Origin of the sequence: Streptomyces sp. NPDC127097, assembly GCF_042724075.1 — a bacterium.
Taxonomy (GTDB): Bacteria; Actinomycetota; Actinomycetes; order Streptomycetales; family Streptomycetaceae; genus Streptomyces.
In genome coordinates, this window is record NZ_JBHXFI010000061.1 from 14,679 (window position 1) to 30,643 (window position 15,965).

Below are 15,965 nucleotides of genomic sequence, written 5' to 3' on the forward strand. Positions count from 1 at the left end.
ACCAACCGGGGCGCCCGCCCCCCCCCCCCGGCCCGGCCCCCCCGCCGTTGGTGTTCCGGGAAGCCGCGGGGCTCAGAAGACCGACTCGGCCTCGTCCATCCGCCACTCGGGCACCGTCTTGAGCTCGGTGACCGCCTCGGCCAGCGGCACCATCGTGATGTCGGTGCCGCGCAGTGCGGTCATCTTGCCGAAGTCGCCGCGGTGGGCGGCCTCGACGGCGTGCCAGCCGAAGCGGGTGGCGAGCACCCGGTCGTACGCGGTGGGGGTACCGCCGCGCTGCACATGGCCGAGAATGACCGGCCGGGCTTCCTTGCCGAGACGCTTCTCCAGTTCGGTGGCCAGGTGGTTACCGATACCGGAGAACCGCTCGTGCCCGAACTGGTCGATCGCGCCCTTCTTGTAGTCCATGGTCTCCTCGGCGGGGTGCGCCCCCTCCGCGACACAGACGACCGCGAACTTCTTGCCCCGGGCGAACCGCTCCTCGACCATCGTGACCAGGTCGTCGACGTCGAAGGGGCGCTCGGGCAGACAGATCCCGTGGGCGCCGCCGGCCATTCCGGACTCCAGCGCGATCCAGCCCGCGTGCCGTCCCATCACCTCGACGACCATGACCCGCTGGTGCGACTCCGCGGTGGTCTTGAGGCGGTCGATCGCCTCCGTCGCGACCCCGACGGCGGTGTCGAAGCCGAAGGTGCGGTCGGTGGAGGAGATGTCGTTGTCGATGGTCTTGGGGACACCGACGACCGGCATACCGGCGTCGGCCAGCATCCGCGCGGCCGTGAGGGTGCCCTCGCCGCCGATCGGGATCAGGACATCGATGCCGTAGTCCTTGGACATGTCCTTGGACTTCTCACATGCCTCGCGGAGCCGGTTGCGCTCCAGCCGGGACGAGCCGAGGATGGTGCCACCGCGGGCCAGGATGCCGCTGACCGCCTCCAGGTCGAGCTTGCGGTAGCGGCCTTCGAGCAGCCCCTTGAAGCCGTCCTCGAAACCTATGACCTCGTCGCCGTGTCCGGTGAGGGCACGGTGGACCACAGACCGGATCACAGCGTTCAGACCAGGGCAGTCGCCGCCTGCGGTGAGGACTCCGATACGCATCGTGCTGTGTCTCCTGTGCTCGCTGTTGGTTCGTGTGAGCCGGTCCGATTGTTTCACGGGCAGCCCGGCCCTCCCCGCACACAGACCTCCCCCCTACTGTCCCCGCACCGGCTCCACAAGGGAAACTGGGAGAGCGGCTTATCCACTGCCGCAGGTATTGTCAAGAGGGGCAAGCCCACAATAACGGCTGATTTTGACCTTGCTACCAACGGAATGGATCGGAGAGCACGCGTGACGCGCAGCGTGTACGTGACCGGCATCGACCGCGGCGACGGCCGCCAGGTCGTCGAGCTGGGAGTCATGGAGCTCCTCACCCGCCATGTCGACCGGGTCGGAGTCTTCCGCCCGCTGATGCACAACGACGGACCCGACCGGCTCTTCGATCTGCTGCGGGCCCGCTACCGGCTCACCCAGGCCGCCGACACCGTATACGGCCTCAGCTACGACGAGGCGGCCACCCTCCAGGCCGAGCGCGGCACCGACGAGCTGGTTTCCCGGCTCGTCGACCGCTTTCACGCGGTGGCCAGGGACTATGAGTACGTCCTGGTCCTCGGCTCGGACTACGCGGACACCAGCCTGCCGGCCGAGCTGGCCCTGAACGCCCGGCTCGCCAATGAATTCGGCGCCGCGGTGCTCGCCGTCGTCGGCGGCCAGGGCCAGGAGGCGGAGTCGGTCCGCGCCGAGGCCCGCAACGCCTATCAGGCGTACCACTCGCTGGGCTGCGACGTCGTCGCCATGGTCGTCAACCGGGTGGACCCGGCGCACCGCGAGGCCGTCGTCGACCGGCTCGCCGCCCGGCTCCCGGTGCCCTGCTACGCGCTCCCCGAGGACGGCTCGCTCTCCGCGCCGACCGTCGGCCAGATCGTGCACACCCTCGGCGCCGAGGTACTGCTCGGCGACGACTCGGGGCTCGCCCGGGACGCCCGGGACTTCGTCTTCGGCGGCGCCATGCTGCCGACCTTCCTCAAGGCGCTCACCCCCGGCGCTCTCGTGGTGACCCCCGGGGACCGGGCCGACCTGGTCATCGGCTCGCTCGCCGCGCACAGCGCCGGTGCCCCGCCGATCGCCGGGGTGCTGCTCACCCTCGACGAGCGGCCCGGCCCGGACATCATGGCGCTGGCCGCCCGCCTCGCGCCCGGCACCCCGGTCGTCTCCGTACCGGGCGGCTCCTTCCCGACCGCGGGCGAGCTGTTCGCGATCGAGGGCAAGCTGAACGCCGCCTCCCCGCGGAAGGCGGAGACCGCGCTGGGCCTCTTCGAGCGGCATGTGGACACCGTGGAGCTGACCAACCGGATCTCCGTCGCCCGCTCCGGCCGGGTCACCCCGATGATGTTCGAGCACGAGCTGATCGAGCGCTCCCGCGCCGGCCGCCGCCGGGTCGTCCTCCCCGAGGGGAGCGAGGAGCGGGTGCTGCGCGCCGCCGACGTCCTGCTGCGCCGCGATGTCTGCGATCTGACGCTGCTGGGCGAGGAGGAGGCGATCCGCAAGCGCGCCGCCGACCTGGCCATCGACCTGGCCGGCGCCCAGATCATCGACCCGCAGACCTCCGAGCTGCGCGAGCGGTTCGCCGAGCGCTACGCCCAGCTGCGCGCCCACAAGGGCGTCAGCGTCGAGCTGGCCTTCGACGTGGTCGCGGACGTCTCCTACTTCGGCACGCTGATGGTCCAGGAAGGGCTGGCCGACGGCATGGTCTCCGGCGCGGTGCACTCCACCGCCGCCACCATCCGCCCCGCCTTCGAGATCATCAAGACCCGGCCGAACGCCCAGATCGTCTCGTCGGTCTTCTTCATGTGCCTGGCCGACCGGGTGCTGGTCTACGGCGACTGCGCGGTGAACCCGGACCCGAACGCCGAGCAGCTGGCGGACATCGCCATCCAGTCGGCCACCACCGCCGCCCAGTTCGGTGTCGAGCCGCGGATCGCGATGCTGTCGTACTCCACCGGCACCTCCGGCTCCGGCGCGGACGTCGACAAGGTCCGCAAGGCCACCGAGATCGTCCGCGAGCTGCGGCCCGATCTGCTGGTCGAGGGCCCGATCCAGTACGACGCGGCGGTGGACGCGGCGGTCGCGCAGACCAAGCTCCCGGAGTCCGATGTCGCGGGCAAGGCCACCGTGCTGATCTTCCCGGACCTGAACACCGGCAACAACACCTACAAGGCCGTACAGCGCTCGGCCGGTGCGGTCGCCGTCGGACCGGTCCTCCAGGGGCTGCGCAAGCCGGTCAACGACCTCTCGCGCGGCGCCCTGGTGCAGGACATCGTCAACACCGTGGCCATCACCGCCATCCAGGCCCAGGGCGCCCGGCCCGGCGCCGCCCACACCGGCTGACCCCGGCCCCACCCGTCTCCCCCCTCCCACGGAAAGCGCTACATGACTGCCACCGCCACCCGCGTCCTCGTCCTCAACTCCGGCTCCTCGTCGGTGAAGTACCAGCTGCTCGACATGGCCCCGGACGCCGGCGGCGGCCCCGCCGCGGGCACCCGTCTCGCCGTCGGACTGGTCGAGCGGATCGGCGAGGAGACCTCGCGCCTGGCCCACACCCCGCTGGCGACCGGGGGTGACAAGCGGGAGACCGAGGGCCCGATAGCCGACCACGAGGCCGCGCTGAAGGCCCTCGCCGCGGAGCTGTCCGCCGACGGTCTCGGCCTCGACTCCCCGCAGCTGGCCGCGATCGGCCACCGGGTGGTGCACGGCGGGCTGAAGTTCACCGCCCCGACCGTGATCGACGACGCGGTGCTCCAGGAGATCGAGCGGCTGGTGCCGGTCGCCCCGCTGCACAACCCGGCGAACATCACCGGCATCCGGACCGCCCAGGCGCTGCGCCCGGACCTGCCGCAGGTGGCGGTCTTCGACACCGCGTTCCACACCACGATGCCGGAGTACGCGGCCCGCTACGCCATCGACGTGGCGACCGCCGACGCCCACCGCATCCGCCGCTACGGCTTCCACGGCACCTCGCACGCCTATGTCTCCCGCAAGACCGCCGAGCTGCTGGGCAAGGACCCCTCCGAGGTCAATGTCATCGTGCTCCACCTGGGCAACGGCGCCTCCGCCTCGGCGGTGGCCGGCGGCCGCTGTGTGGACACCTCGATGGGCCTGACCCCGCTGGAGGGCCTGGTCATGGGTACCCGCTCCGGTGACATCGACCCCGCGGTGACCTTCCACCTCAAGCGGGTCGCGGGGATGTCCGAGGACGACGTCGATGTGCTGCTCAACAAGAAGAGCGGGCTGGTCGGGCTGTGCGGTGACAACGACATGCGGGAGATCCGGCGGCGGATCGACGAGGGCGACGAGCGCGCCGAGCTGGCCTTCGACATCTACATCCACCGGCTGAAGAAGTACATCGGGGCCTACACCGCGGTGCTCGGCCGGGTCGACGCGGTGGCGTTCACCGCGGGCGTCGGGGAGAACGCCGCCCCGGTGCGCGCGGCCGCCCTCGCCGGACTGGAGGAGATGGGCCTGGCCGTGGACGACGGTCTCAACGCCGTACGGTCCGGCGAGCCCCGGCTGATCTCCCCCGAGTACGCCCGGGTCGCGGCCGCCGTCGTCCCGACCGATGAGGAACTGGAGATCGCCCAGCAGACATACGCCCTGGTCAGCGCCTAGGACTCGGTGTTTCCACCTACCGAAATATTCCGCCGCTAAACAAACCGATAGGATTCCGCCCATGCGCCGTTCCAAAATCGTCTGCACCCTGGGCCCCGCCGTCGACTCCTACGACCAGCTGAAGACGCTGATCGAGGCCGGCATGAACGTGGCCCGTTTCAACATGAGCCACGGGACCCAGCCGGAGCACGAGGAGCGGTACCACCGCCTCCGCAAGGCTTCCGAGGAGACCGGCCGCGCCGTGGGCGTCCTGGCCGACCTCCAGGGCCCCAAGATCCGCCTGGAGACCTTCGCCGACGGCCCCGTGGAGCTGGTGCGGGGCGACGAGTTCGTCATCACCACCGAGGACGTCCCCGGTGACAAGACCATCTGCGGGACGACCTACAAGGGCCTGCCCGCCGATGTGTCCAAGGGCGACCCGGTCCTGATCAACGACGGCAATGTCGCGCTCCAGGTCGTCGAGGTCGACGGCCCGCGGGTGCGGACCATCGTCATCGAGGGCGGGGTCATCTCCGACCACAAGGGCATCAACCTGCCCGGCGCCGCGGTGAACGTCCCGGCGCTGTCCGAGAAGGACATCGAGGACCTCAAGTTCGCCCTGCGGATGGGCTGCGACATGGTCGCGCTGTCCTTCGTGCGGGACGCCAAGGACGTCCAGGACGTGCACCGCGTCATGGACGAGGTGGGCCGCCGGGTCCCGGTCATCGCCAAGGTGGAGAAGCCGCAGGCGGTCGCCAACATGCAGGAGGTCGTGATGGCCTTCGACGCCGTCATGGTCGCCCGTGGTGACCTGGCGGTGGAGTACCCGCTGGAGAAGGTCCCGATGGTGCAGAAGCGCCTGGTGGAGATGTGCCGCAGGAACGCCAAGCCGGTGATCGTCGCGACCCAGATGATGGAGTCGATGATCACCAACTCCCGCCCGACCCGCGCCGAGGCGTCCGATGTCGCCAACGCCATCCTCGACGGCGCCGACGCGGTGATGCTCTCCGCCGAGTCCTCGGTGGGCCAGTACCCGATCGAGACCGTCAAGACGATGTCCAAGATCGTCGAGGCGGCCGAGGAGGAGCTGCTCTCCAAGGGCCTCCAGCCGCTGGTGCCCGGCAAGAAGCCGCGTACGCAGGGCGGTTCGGTGGCCCGCGCGGCCTGCGAGATGGCGGACTTCCTGGACGGCAAGGCGCTGATCGCCTTCACCAAGTCCGGTGACACCGCCCGCCGGCTGTCCCGCTACCGCGCGGCCCAGCCGATCCTGGCCTTCACCACCGAGGCGTCCACCCGCAACCAGCTCACGCTGAGCTGGGGCGTCGACGCCTTCGTCGTGCCGCACGTCGACAACACCGACGCCATGGTCGACCTGGTGGACGCCGAGATGCTCAAGCTCAAGCGCTACAGCAAGGGCGACACCATGCTGATCACCGCCGGTTCGCCCCCCGGCGTCCCCGGCACCACCAACATGGTCCGGGTGCACCACCTCGGCGGCGAGCAGGTCTGACGCACCGGCGCACGAAAAGGCGGTGGGCCGCCCCCTGGGGGAGGGGGCGGCCCACCGCCGTTTTCTGTGCGGCTCCCGAACGGGTCGGTGGCCCGGGGCGTGCTCAGCCGGACATGAACTGGTGCAGACCCGGGACGTGGAGGTTGCCGCCGAACTGGCCCGCCTGATCGATCTTCACCTTGGTGAAGTAGGCGAACGGGACATTGAGCGGCGGCGGGTGCTCGGGGTCGAAGACGATCGGGATCAACCCGAAGAGGTTGCCCTGGAGCCGCTCGGTGTACATCGTCACCTTGCCGCCCCGGATCGTGGACGTGGACCCCTGGGACGCCTGGACGTGGTACTTCTTGCCGGACGCCCGGTCGTCGACGGTCTGATGCAGATCACCGATGTCGACGCTGTCGGCGGTGAACTTCAGGGCCTGCTTGGTGTGGCCGTTCTGGGTTTTGACGTTGACGACGCCCTCGTAGTTCAGACCGCGCAGGGTGAGCGCGCTGGACTCCAGGTGCCAGGGGTCGTCGGGCAGGGTGACGGGGGTCTGCTCGTCCTCGCCCTTCTGCTTGTTCTCGACGACGCAGGGGTACGCCTTCTTGCCGTCGGCGTCCTTGCCGTCGACACCGCCGCCGGGCAGGGCGTTGTCCGCCGCGCCGACGGCGCCGTGGACGGTGTCGTTGACCGTCTTCGACGCGCCACCGGCCTCGCCGGCGCCGTCCTTGAGGCCGTCGACGGTGTCCGTGACCGGCTTGGTGACCTTCTCTGCCGCCGATCCGGCGTCCTTCGACGCGGACGGCGAGGGGCTCGGGGAGGCGCTGTCGGACGCGGAGGGGCTCGCCGAGGCGGCCGGCTCCTCGTCCTTGTCGTCCCCGCCCAGAAGACCGCCGAGCGCATCACCGATGCCGCCCAGCACTCCTCCGTCGTCCTTCTCCTCCTCGGAGGCCGACGGCGACGGGGTCGCGGAGCCCGAGGGCTCGTCGGTCTTCGCGGAGCCGGACGGCTCGGGCGCGGGCGTCTTGTCCGTGTCCTTGCCGGCCGAGGGGGAGGGCGAGGCGGAGGGCTCCGCGGACGGCTTGGTGTCGTCCTTGGTGTCCTTCGCGCCGTCCTTGGACTTGCCGTCCTTCTGCTCCACCTTGTCCGGAGCAGTGACGCACGGGCCGTCCTTGAAGGGGCTCTTGGGGGGCGCGGGCTTGGCTATCGCCATCTGGGGCGTCAGCCCCATCCCCATGAGCACGGCGGACGGCATGGCGGCGATGGCTATCGCCTTGCCTGCGGGCACGTGGAGCCGAGTCAGCAGCGGCTTCCTAGGCGCCGCATGCCTCGGCCCCGTTCTCGCCCCGGTGGCTGCGCTCTCCTCCGGCAGCTCGTCACCCGGCACGGTGCCTCCCGTTCTCTCCGTTGGTCGGGCTCGTTCCTGACAGATCGTCCAGTCCATTGCCCGACCCCGGACCGGCGGCAGGCGCCGGGTGCGTGGCGAGCACCGGTCCGGCGACCGTGGTGCGGCCCGGCTCCTCGGAGTCGTCACCGCCCTGAGTGGCCTTGCCCGGAGCCCAGGAGACACCGAGCGCACCGCCGATCAGCCCCAGCAGGAAGCCGATCAGGAAGGCGCCGAAGTTCGAGACGACCAGGGAGACCAGGGACAGCAGAATCGCCGCCACACCTGCGAAGACACGCGAGGCGGGCTGGAACCACATGGTCAGACCGAGCACGACCAGCAGTACGCCGATGATCAGCGAGCCGGCGCCGGCGGTGGTCGCCATGCGGACGGTCAGGGAACCGATCGTGAGATTCGCGTAAGGGATGTACATGATCGGGATGCCGGCCAGCAGAGTCAGCATGCCGCCCCAGAACGGGCGGTGTCCGCGCCACTCCCGGAACGAAATCCGCTTCCGGCCGATGGACTCGATCAGCCGTGGTCGCGTTTCGGCGCTCATGTCGTACAGCTCCTCGGGACTGGCAAATCGGTGGTTCTGTGCTGAGTGTCCTACTGAGCGCTACCCACGTACGGGCACGGGGAACGGCGTCCGCCGTACAGCTCCCCCCGCGCCCGCACGCTCAGTGCGTCAGTAGCACTCGCTCTTGCCCTTGGCGACGCTCATCTTGAGGCCGCTGAGCTTGAACGTGCCGGCCGTCGTGGCCCAGGCCGTCTGCTTGACGTGGGTCAGCGTGGCCGAGTCGGCCTGCTGGGCGAACGAGCCGGGGTCGGCCTTGTCGCCCTTGTGCATGCCCGGGCCCTTGGTCGTCGAGCCCGCAGCAACACCGATGTCGATGTTGTTGAAGGTCGCGTCCGCGGACAGCTGGTCGAGGTCGATGTAGAGGTTCTTCGCCTCGACGGGCGTGTCACCGCCACCGGCCGACAGCTTCATCGACACATCGCCGAAGACCGGCACCGGCACGACTACCGACTGGCACAGGTTCTTGATCTTGGCGTTCGAGAACCCCGAGACCGCCACCGGGACCTGCTTGCCGCCCTTCTGGGCGTCAATGGCTCCGTACTGAACAAATCCGGTGCCGTCCAGCCGGTCGGTAGCGACCTTGAACTGCTGACCGGAAACACTGAACGATGCCGCGAGCGCACCCTGCGAGAGGGCGACGCCGATCGCGGCGGTCGCCGCGACGCTCGGCACCATGACGACGGCGAACCGCTTCCATCTGGTCCCGCCACGAGCCAGGGACTCCATGACTTTCCTCCTTCTCGGACGTACATCTCCGGTACCGGCCGCCCGAGTTGGGAGCGGTACCTGGGATGGGAGAAGTGCTACGTCCTCGGGAAGAAGAGCGCCTGTCCTCGGAGGCACATCGTGTTCCGAATACCGGCGATCACCCCCGAGCGACAACCACTGGCCACGCTCTCGCGCAACCTCCTGGACAGGCCCTGCCGGGTGGGGCAGAGACCCCCCTGTCCACGGTCGGCGCCACTGCCGCCGACCACTCGGTGGGGACCCAAGTACCCCGCGGCACCGACCGGATGCCGGGCTGCGGGAAGGGACCGAGCGTGGCCGATCGTGGTCCATTCACGGCCGCCGCACAAGGGGCTCGTTACTTGCGGGTAACGGCCCGATAAACACGCCCGCACACGGCGAGATCGACTGGACACACACCGTCGCTGTTAACAGCAAGAGGACATGAGGCAATTGCGGACACACTGCCGCAAGAAGGCCGCTGAGACTTACTTGAAGTAACAGCGGCCACGTTTACCAAGTTTTGGTAAAACGTGGCCGCTGCTCCGTTTGTTTGGTCAACTCGCGGAGGCCGTACTGGTCAGAAGCGGGCGACTCCGCAGACAGCGGGTCAGAACAGCACCCGGGCCAGTGCCGTACGGGCCGTTGTCACCCGCGGATCGTCCGCGCCGATGACCTCGAAGAGCTCCAGCAGCCGCACCCGCGCGGCCTCCCGGTCGGCGCCCGCGGTCCGCTTCACCGCGTCGATCAGCCGCCCGAAGGCGTCCTCGACATGCCCGCCGACCAGGTCGAGGTCCGCGGCACGGATCTGCGCCGGCACGTCGGCCGGGTTCTCCGCGGCCTCCTTGCGCACCGCCTGGGGATCCAGGTCCTGCACCCGGTGCAGGAGTTCGGCCTGCGCCAGACCGAGCTTGGCCTCCGGGTTCGCCGGGTCGTCGGAGAGCACGTTCTTGTACGCCTGGATGGCACCGCCCAGGTCGCCGGAGTCCAGCGCCTGGTTCGCGGCCTCCAGCAGGGCGTCATAGGGACCGGCCGGCGCCGGGGCCTCGGCCGCCGGCTGCTCACCCGCGGCCTGCGGGTCGACCGGTGCGCCCACGATGCCGAACTGCTGCTCGGCGGCCTGCACCAGCTGGTCGAGCACGTCGCGGATCTGCGACTCGGGGGCCGCGCCCTGGAACAGCGGGATCGGCTGGCCCGCCACTACGGCGAAGACCGCCGGGATGCCCTGCACCCCGAACTGCTGGAACAGCATCTGGTTGGCGTCGACGTCGATCTTGGCCAGCACGAACTTGCCGGCGTACTCCCCCGCGAGGCGCTCCAGCAGCGGACCGAGCTGCTTGCACGGCTCGCACCACTCGGCCCAGAAGTCGATGACGACCGGAACCTCGGTGGAGCGTTGCAGGACGTCCTGCTGGAACCCCGCCTCGTCGACGTCGAACACCAGGCGGGCACCGCTCGTCGGCGCCTGACCCGTGCGGGCGGCCTCGGCGCGGGCCTGCTCCGCCTTCTGCTTCGCTTCCCCGGCCGCCTTCACCGCTGCGAGGTCGACGACTCCACTCATGGACATATTGCGTGGCTGCATGGGTCCATCCTCCCCCCTGGGCGGCCCGTTCCGAAAAGCGATCCGGAAAGCGGTGCGGTCGGCGATCTGGTCGGTACTGCGGTCGGCGGTGCGGAAGGCGGTTCCGGCGGCGGGGCCGGGCCGTTCCGCCGGGCACCGCGGCCCGTGCGCACACCCCGCCGGAATGCCGGTGTACGTCCGGGAGCACTGCCCGTCCGGTCCCGAGGAGGACCGTGCTGCGGCCCCGAGGAGGGCCGTCGTGCGCGGCCATGGGTCCCCACCCACGGCCAGTGGTTATCGCTCTTACGCTACGACCCGTAGCGTAACTCCTCGGCACCCCTGCGCAACCACCACTTCCGGCCCCGCGCCGAGTGATCTCCCTCACGGGAGCCGCCGTCCGGCCCCGGACCGGCCGGTATGGTCGCCCGCATGCACGACTCCGCCAGCCCCCGGAAGGGCCGCACGGGCCGCCCCCGCAGCGCCGAGACCGACCGGGCGATCCTCTGCGCGACCCGCGCCGCGCTCGTGGACCTGGGCTGGGGGCGGCTCACCATGAGCGATGTGGCGGCCCGCGCCGGCGTGGCCAAGACGACGCTCTACCGCCGCTGGGCCAACAAGAACGAGCTCGTCGTGGACGCCGTGGCGGTCCTTTTCGACGAGCTCGAACTCCCCGACCGGGGCTCGCTGCGCTCCGACATCGAGGGGGTGGTGCTCCAGTTCGGCGCGCTGCTGGCCCGGCCGGAGACCAAGACGGCGCTGATGGCCGTGGTCGCCGAGTCCACCACCGACGAAGCGCTGCGCGAGCGGATCCGCTCGGCGATCGTCGACCGCCAGAAGCGGCTGGTCCTGCTCGGCCGCTCGCGCGCCCAGACCCGTGGCGAGCTGCCCCCGGACACCCCGGGCGAGGACGGCGAACGGGCGGCCACCCGCAACATGGACCTGATCTTCGATGTGATCGCCGGGGCGATCGTGCACCGCACCCTGGTCAGCGGCGAGCCGGTGGACGCCGCGTGGGGGCGGGACTTCACGGCGCTCTTCCTGACCGGCCTGGCCGGCCTGGGCGCACCGGACTGAGGCCGGGCGCCCCGCCACGGCGGGCGGCGGACACCCGGCCCCGGTCGCCGGTCGCCGGTCAGACCTGGTAGCGGTCCGCCGCGAAGAGGTGCAGGTGCTCCGCCACCCACTCCGACGTCCACTTCAGGCCCTGCTCCAGCGAGACCTCCGGCCGCCACGAAGCCCACTCGCGCGCCCGGGAGTTGTCCGACAGCAGCCGCTCGACCTCGCTGCCGGCCGGCCGCAGCCGCGCGGCGTCCACCACCACCTCGGCCTCCCGGCCCGACGCCGCTATCAGCGCCTCGGCGAGCGCGCCGATCGAGATCTCCCGGCCGGTGCCGAGGTTGACGACCTCGCCCAGCGCCCGGTCGCAGTCGGCCAGCGCCAGGAATCCGGCCGCGGTGTCCGTGACATAGGTGAAGTCGCGGGTGGGGGTGAGCGAGCCGAGCTTGATCTGCCGGGCGCCGGCGTGGAGTTGGGCCAGGATCGTGGGGATCACGGCCCGTGCCGACTGCCGCGGCCCGTAGGTGTTGAACGGCCGCACCACGGTCACCGGGAGCTCGAAGGCGTGCCGGTGCGACAGCGCCATCATGTCCGCGCCGATCTTCGAGGCGGAGTACGGCGACTGCGGCTGGAGCGGGTGGTCCTCGCTGATCGGCGCGGTCAGCGCCGTCCCGTAGACCTCACTGGTGGAGGTGTGCACCAGCCGGCGCACCGCGTGGCGCCGGCAGGCTTCCGCCACGTTCTCGGTACCCACCACGTTCGTCTGCACATAGGCGCCCGGCGCGTCATAGCTGTACGGAATCCCGATCAGCGCGGCCAGATGGAAGACCGTGTCGCAGCCCTCGACCGCGTCCATCACCCGGCCCGCGTCCCGGACATCGCCGGAGATCATCTCGACCGGGGAGCCCGGCACGAGATAGCGCGCCAGATTTCCCTTTTCGGCGTACGGCTTGTAATGGACGAACGCGCGCACCTCGGCGCCGGCCTCCACCAGCAGGTCGACCAGGGTCGAGCCGATGAACCCCTCGGCCCCGGTGACCAGGACCCTGCGGCCCGTCCACTGCTGCGTGTTGCTGCTCATGCTGACTCCTTCATCGTGGGGTGTGCGGTGTACGGGTGGCCGGCCAGCGCCAGCACCTTGGCGGCCAGCAGGTCGGCGGCCCGTGCATGGGTGCCGGGGTCGGCCGCCGCGCCCATCGCGGCGAGCCGGCCGGGATCGTCGAGAAGCGGGGTGACCAGTGCGTCCAGCCGCTCGGCCGAGGTCTCCGCGTCGGACAGCAGCAGCGCCGCCCCGGCGTCGGAGAGCACCCGCGCGTTATGGGTCTGGTGGTCGCCGGGTGCGTACGGATACGGGACGAGGACGGCCGGCATCCCGATCGTGGCCAGCTCCGCCACGGTCGCCGAACCGGCGCGGCACACCACGAGATCGGCGGCGGCATAGGCCAGATCCATCCGGTCGAGGTACGGCACGGCCGTGGCGACCGCCGCCCCGCCGTTGGCCGCCAGTCGCGCCCGGGTCTCCTCCAGGGCCGCGGGCCCGGTCTTGATCAGCAGCCGGAGATCCGTACGCGTCCGGTAGCGGCCGGCCAGCCCCACCGCCGCCTCGGTGAGCCGGGCGGCGCCCAGGCTGCCGCCGTTGACCAGCAGCAGCCGCGCGTCGTCCGGAACGCCGAACTCCCGGCGGGCGGCGGGCCGCAGCCGCGCGCGGTCCAGGTCGGCCAGCGGGCCGACCAGCGGCATCCCCACCGTCTCGGCCCGCTCACCGCCGGCCAGATGCTCCCGGCTGCGGTCGAAGGCGAGGGCGAGATGCGGGGTGAGCCGGGCCGCGAACTTGTTGGCCCGGCCGGGCACCGCGTTGGACTCATGGATCACGCTCGGCAGCCCGGCCAGCCGCGCGCCGACGATCACCGGGGCGCTCGGATAGCCGCCCATACCGACCGCGACCTGGGCGTGCTGTTCCTTGAGGATGCTCCGGCACTGGCCGCCCGAGCGCAGCAGCGCGGCCGGCAGCAGATAGCGTCGGGCGCCGAGTGCGGGATCGAAGGGGATCATGTCAACGGTGTGCAGCCGGTATCCGGCCTGCGGGATCAGCCGCGTCTCCAGTCCGCGTTCGGTCCCGACGAAGGAGATCACCGCCTCGGGCACGGCCCGGCGGAGTGCGTCGGCGAGCGCGAGTCCGGGATAGATGTGGCCGCCGGTGCCGCCCGCACCGATCACGACAGAGAGTGGTGTGCGCATGGCCGCCACGCTCGCGACGTGCCCTAAGAAGCTTCTAAGAGAGGTCTTTGGCAGCCTATGTCCATGCCGCCCACGCCCGGGAACACCCCCGCCCCCAAGATCCTCGTCGTCGACGACGAACCCGAGGTGCGGGCCGCCGTCGAGGACGGCCTCGCCGTGGAGGGCTACGCGGTACGCGGCGCCGCCGACGGTCTGGCCGCCCTCTCGGAGGTCGCCGCCTGGCAGCCGGACGCCCTCGTCCTGGACGTGCTGATGCCGGTGCTGGACGGCCTGGCCGTCTGCCGCCGGCTGCGCGCGCTGGACGACCGCACCCCGATCATCGTCCTGACCGCGCTGGACTCGGTCAGCGAACGGGTCGACGGGCTGGACGCCGGGGCCGACGACTATCTCGTCAAACCGTTCGCGCTGGACGAGCTGGTGGCCCGTATCCGGGCGCTGCTGCGCCGGGCGTCCACCACGGCGGTGGAGGACACCCGGCTCACCTTCGGCGATCTGGTCGTCGACCCGATGACCCGCTCCGGCCACCGGGCGGGCCGCCCCCTGGAGTTCAGCCGCACCGAGTGGGCACTGCTGGAACTGCTGCTGCTGCACCCCGGGCAGGTGCTGCCGCGCGAGGTGATCCTGGAGCGCGTCTGGGGCCGCGACTTCGGCCCGGACTCCAACTCGCTGGCCGTGTACATCGGTTATCTGCGCCGCAAGCTGGAGGCGGGCGGCGAGCCGCGGCTCGTCCACACCGTGCACGGGATCGGCTACCGCCTGGGCACCGCGGAGGGCGTATGACCGGCACCCGCGGGCTGGGGGCCCGCTGGCGGCGGCGCCGTCCGCTGCGCGCCCGGCTGGCCCTGGCGGCCTCCGCCGCGGTGGCGCTGGTGGCGGTCGGGGTCTGCGCCGCGGCGTTCACCATCATCGACTACCAGATGACCCGTCAGCTGAAGCTGACCCTGACCCAGACGGCCACCCAGATGATCCGGGACCGCCACGACTGGGGCCCGACGCCCGGTGACACCCTCTGCCAGTACCCGGCCTCGTCCTGTGTCCAGATCGTGCCGTCCGACCCCGCCAAGGACCCGCGCAAGCCGTATGTGCTGCACGTTTCCGATGCCACCCGGCAGGTCGCCGCGGGCCGGCGCGCGGCGTTCTACGAGAAGCGGGAAGTGGCCGGGCGGCCGGTGCTGATGCTCACCACCCGCATGGGGGAGAAGGACGAGGCGGTCCAGGTCGCCCAGCGCTCCGACACCGTCGACCGGGGCGTGGAACAGGCCGCCTGGGCACTGGCCGCGGTCGGCGGCGCCGGCGTCCTGCTGGCCGCCGCACTGGGCTACTGGGTGTCCCGTACGGGCCTGGCCCCGGTCGCCCGGCTCACCGCCACCGCGGAGCGCATCGCCGCCACCCGCGACGCCCGCCACCGCATCGCACTCCCCGCGGGACCGCCGGCCCGGGAGGACGAGATCACCCGGCTCGCCACCAGCTTCAACACCATGCTCGGCGAACTGGAGCAGTCCGTCACCGCCCAGCGCCGGCTGGTCGCCGACGCCTCCCACGAGCTGCGCACCCCGCTGACCGCGCTCCGCACCAACGCCGAACTCCTGGCCCGCGCCGACCGGTTGACCGACGCCCAGCGCGACCGTGCCGCGACCGCCCTGGGCCGCCAGCTGCGCGAAGTCACCACGCTGGTCAACGATCTGATCGAACTGGCACGTGACGAGGAACCCCAGCCGCTGGTCGAGCAGGTACGCCCGGCCGCCCTCCTGGAGCACGCCGTGGGCGCGGCCCGCGAGCACTGGCCGGAGCTCACCTTCACCGCCGCCATCGACCCGGCCGCGGCGGACACCACGGTCCCCGGAGTGCCGGCCCGCCTGGCCCGGCTGCTGTCCAACCTGCTCGACAACGCCGCGAAGTTCTCCCCGCCGGGCGGCCCGGTCGAGACCGCGCTCTCCGGTGTGCCGGGCGCACTGGAGCTGACCGTCCGCGACCACGGCCCCGGCATCGAGGCCGGCGATCTGCCCCATGTCTTCGACCGCTTCTACCGTGCGAAAGCGGCCCGCGCCCTGCCCGGCTCCGGCCTGGGCCTGGCGATGGCCCGCCAGATCGCCCGCGCCCACGGGGCCGATCTCAGCGCCGAGCAGGCACCGGGGGGCGGGGCGCTCTTCCGGCTGCGGATTCCGCTGCCGGCGGGCTAGGGCTACGTCGGAAATCCCCCCGTTCCCACGCACGGACCCACGACGCGGTGATCGGGTAGACACCG

At 71.2% G+C, this 15,965-nt stretch carries 13 protein-coding genes; 6 read left to right on the forward strand and 7 right to left on the reverse strand.

Annotation, left to right across the window (positions count from 1 at the left end):
• Positions 1-72: 72 nt before the first annotated feature.
• Positions 73-1,098 (reverse strand): ATP-dependent 6-phosphofructokinase, encoded by a 1,026-nt coding sequence (locus ACFWJW_RS31830; RefSeq protein ID WP_386684212.1) that lies wholly within the window; start codon positions 1,096-1,098, stop codon positions 73-75.
• A 231-nt stretch (positions 1,099-1,329) separates the two neighbouring features.
• Between ACFWJW_RS31830 and pta the strand changes: the two genes are divergently transcribed.
• The 3 genes from pta to pyk all read left to right on the forward strand — a co-directional run bounded on the left by pta (position 1,330) and on the right by pyk (position 6,193).
• Complete coding sequence (gene pta, locus ACFWJW_RS31835; protein WP_387247647.1) at positions 1,330-3,426, forward strand: phosphate acetyltransferase; 2,097 nt, start codon at positions 1,330-1,332, stop codon at positions 3,424-3,426.
• A gap of 42 nt (positions 3,427-3,468) precedes the next feature.
• Complete coding sequence (locus ACFWJW_RS31840; protein WP_387247648.1) at positions 3,469-4,704, forward strand: acetate kinase; 1,236 nt, start codon at positions 3,469-3,471, stop codon at positions 4,702-4,704.
• A 61-nt stretch (positions 4,705-4,765) separates the two neighbouring features.
• On the forward strand, positions 4,766-6,193 hold the full coding sequence (pyk, locus tag ACFWJW_RS31845) for a pyruvate kinase (RefSeq protein ID WP_387247649.1): 1,428 nt from the start codon (positions 4,766-4,768) through the stop codon (positions 6,191-6,193).
• Between the two features lie 103 nt (positions 6,194-6,296).
• Here the strand turns inward: pyk and ACFWJW_RS31850 are convergent, their stop codons facing one another.
• The 4 genes from ACFWJW_RS31850 to ACFWJW_RS31865 form a co-directional block, all read right to left on the reverse strand.
• Positions 6,297-7,562 carry a hypothetical protein gene (locus tag ACFWJW_RS31850; protein WP_387247650.1) on the reverse strand — a complete coding sequence of 422 codons (1,266 nt, stop codon included), beginning with the start codon at positions 7,560-7,562 and terminating at the stop codon, positions 6,297-6,299.
• A complete protein-coding gene (locus tag ACFWJW_RS31855; protein WP_387247651.1) occupies positions 7,552-8,118 on the reverse strand; it encodes a DUF6114 domain-containing protein in 567 nt (188 codons plus the stop codon). Before ACFWJW_RS31855 ends, ACFWJW_RS31850 begins: the two co-directional genes overlap by 11 nt.
• Before the next feature lie 129 nt (positions 8,119-8,247).
• Positions 8,248-8,865 (reverse strand): DUF6230 family protein, encoded by a 618-nt coding sequence (locus ACFWJW_RS31860; RefSeq protein WP_006603038.1) that lies wholly within the window; start codon positions 8,863-8,865, stop codon positions 8,248-8,250.
• A 610-nt stretch (positions 8,866-9,475) separates the two neighbouring features.
• Positions 9,476-10,447, reverse strand: coding sequence for a tetratricopeptide repeat protein (locus tag ACFWJW_RS31865; RefSeq protein WP_387247652.1), 972 nt, complete (start codon positions 10,445-10,447; stop codon positions 9,476-9,478).
• 408 nt (positions 10,448-10,855) lie between these two features.
• Between ACFWJW_RS31865 and ACFWJW_RS31870 the strand changes: the two genes are divergently transcribed.
• Positions 10,856-11,500, forward strand: coding sequence for a TetR/AcrR family transcriptional regulator (locus tag ACFWJW_RS31870; RefSeq protein ID WP_387247653.1), 645 nt, complete (start codon positions 10,856-10,858; stop codon positions 11,498-11,500).
• Positions 11,501-11,558: 58 nt separating this feature from the next.
• Here the strand turns inward: ACFWJW_RS31870 and ACFWJW_RS31875 are convergent, their stop codons facing one another.
• Entirely contained in the window at positions 11,559-12,563 is a 1,005-nt protein-coding gene (locus ACFWJW_RS31875; protein WP_387247654.1) for a GDP-mannose 4,6-dehydratase, read from the reverse strand.
• Positions 12,560-13,720 carry a glycosyltransferase gene (locus tag ACFWJW_RS31880; RefSeq protein WP_387247655.1) on the reverse strand — a complete coding sequence of 387 codons (1,161 nt, stop codon included), beginning with the start codon at positions 13,718-13,720 and terminating at the stop codon, positions 12,560-12,562. Before ACFWJW_RS31880 ends, ACFWJW_RS31875 begins: the two co-directional genes overlap by 4 nt.
• A gap of 57 nt (positions 13,721-13,777) precedes the next feature.
• On the opposite strand from ACFWJW_RS31880, the gene ACFWJW_RS31885 reads away from it, so the two are divergent.
• Positions 13,778-14,500, forward strand: coding sequence for a response regulator transcription factor (locus tag ACFWJW_RS31885; RefSeq protein ID WP_387247656.1), 723 nt, complete (start codon positions 13,778-13,780; stop codon positions 14,498-14,500).
• Positions 14,497-15,900, forward strand: a complete 1,404-nt coding sequence (locus tag ACFWJW_RS31890) for a sensor histidine kinase (RefSeq protein ID WP_387247657.1) — start codon at positions 14,497-14,499, stop codon at positions 15,898-15,900. Before ACFWJW_RS31885 ends, ACFWJW_RS31890 begins: the two co-directional genes overlap by 4 nt.
• The last annotated feature ends 65 nt before the right edge of the window (positions 15,901-15,965 follow it).

Bases quoted from the DNA above. Each gene is read 5' to 3' on its own strand.
- ACFWJW_RS31875 (WP_387247654.1), bottom strand. From the start codon at position 12,563: ATGAGCAGCAACACGCAGCAGTGGACGGGCCGCAGGGTCCTGGTCACC.
- ACFWJW_RS31860 (WP_006603038.1), bottom strand. From the start codon at position 8,865: ATGGAGTCCCTGGCTCGTGGCGGGACCAGATGGAAGCGGTTCGCCGTC.
- ACFWJW_RS31840 (WP_387247648.1), top strand. From the start codon at position 3,469: ATGACTGCCACCGCCACCCGCGTCCTCGTCCTCAACTCCGGCTCCTCG.
- ACFWJW_RS31885 (WP_387247656.1), top strand. From the start codon at position 13,778: ATGTCCATGCCGCCCACGCCCGGGAACACCCCCGCCCCCAAGATCCTC.
- ACFWJW_RS31830 (WP_386684212.1), bottom strand. From the start codon at position 1,098: ATGCGTATCGGAGTCCTCACCGCAGGCGGCGACTGCCCTGGTCTGAAC.
- ACFWJW_RS31890 (WP_387247657.1), top strand. From the start codon at position 14,497: ATGACCGGCACCCGCGGGCTGGGGGCCCGCTGGCGGCGGCGCCGTCCG.
- pyk (WP_387247649.1), top strand. From the start codon at position 4,766: ATGCGCCGTTCCAAAATCGTCTGCACCCTGGGCCCCGCCGTCGACTCC.
- ACFWJW_RS31880 (WP_387247655.1), bottom strand. From the start codon at position 13,720: ATGCGCACACCACTCTCTGTCGTGATCGGTGCGGGCGGCACCGGCGGC.
- ACFWJW_RS31870 (WP_387247653.1), top strand. From the start codon at position 10,856: ATGCACGACTCCGCCAGCCCCCGGAAGGGCCGCACGGGCCGCCCCCGC.
- ACFWJW_RS31865 (WP_387247652.1), bottom strand. From the start codon at position 10,447: ATGCAGCCACGCAATATGTCCATGAGTGGAGTCGTCGACCTCGCAGCG.
- ACFWJW_RS31855 (WP_387247651.1), bottom strand. From the start codon at position 8,118: ATGAGCGCCGAAACGCGACCACGGCTGATCGAGTCCATCGGCCGGAAG.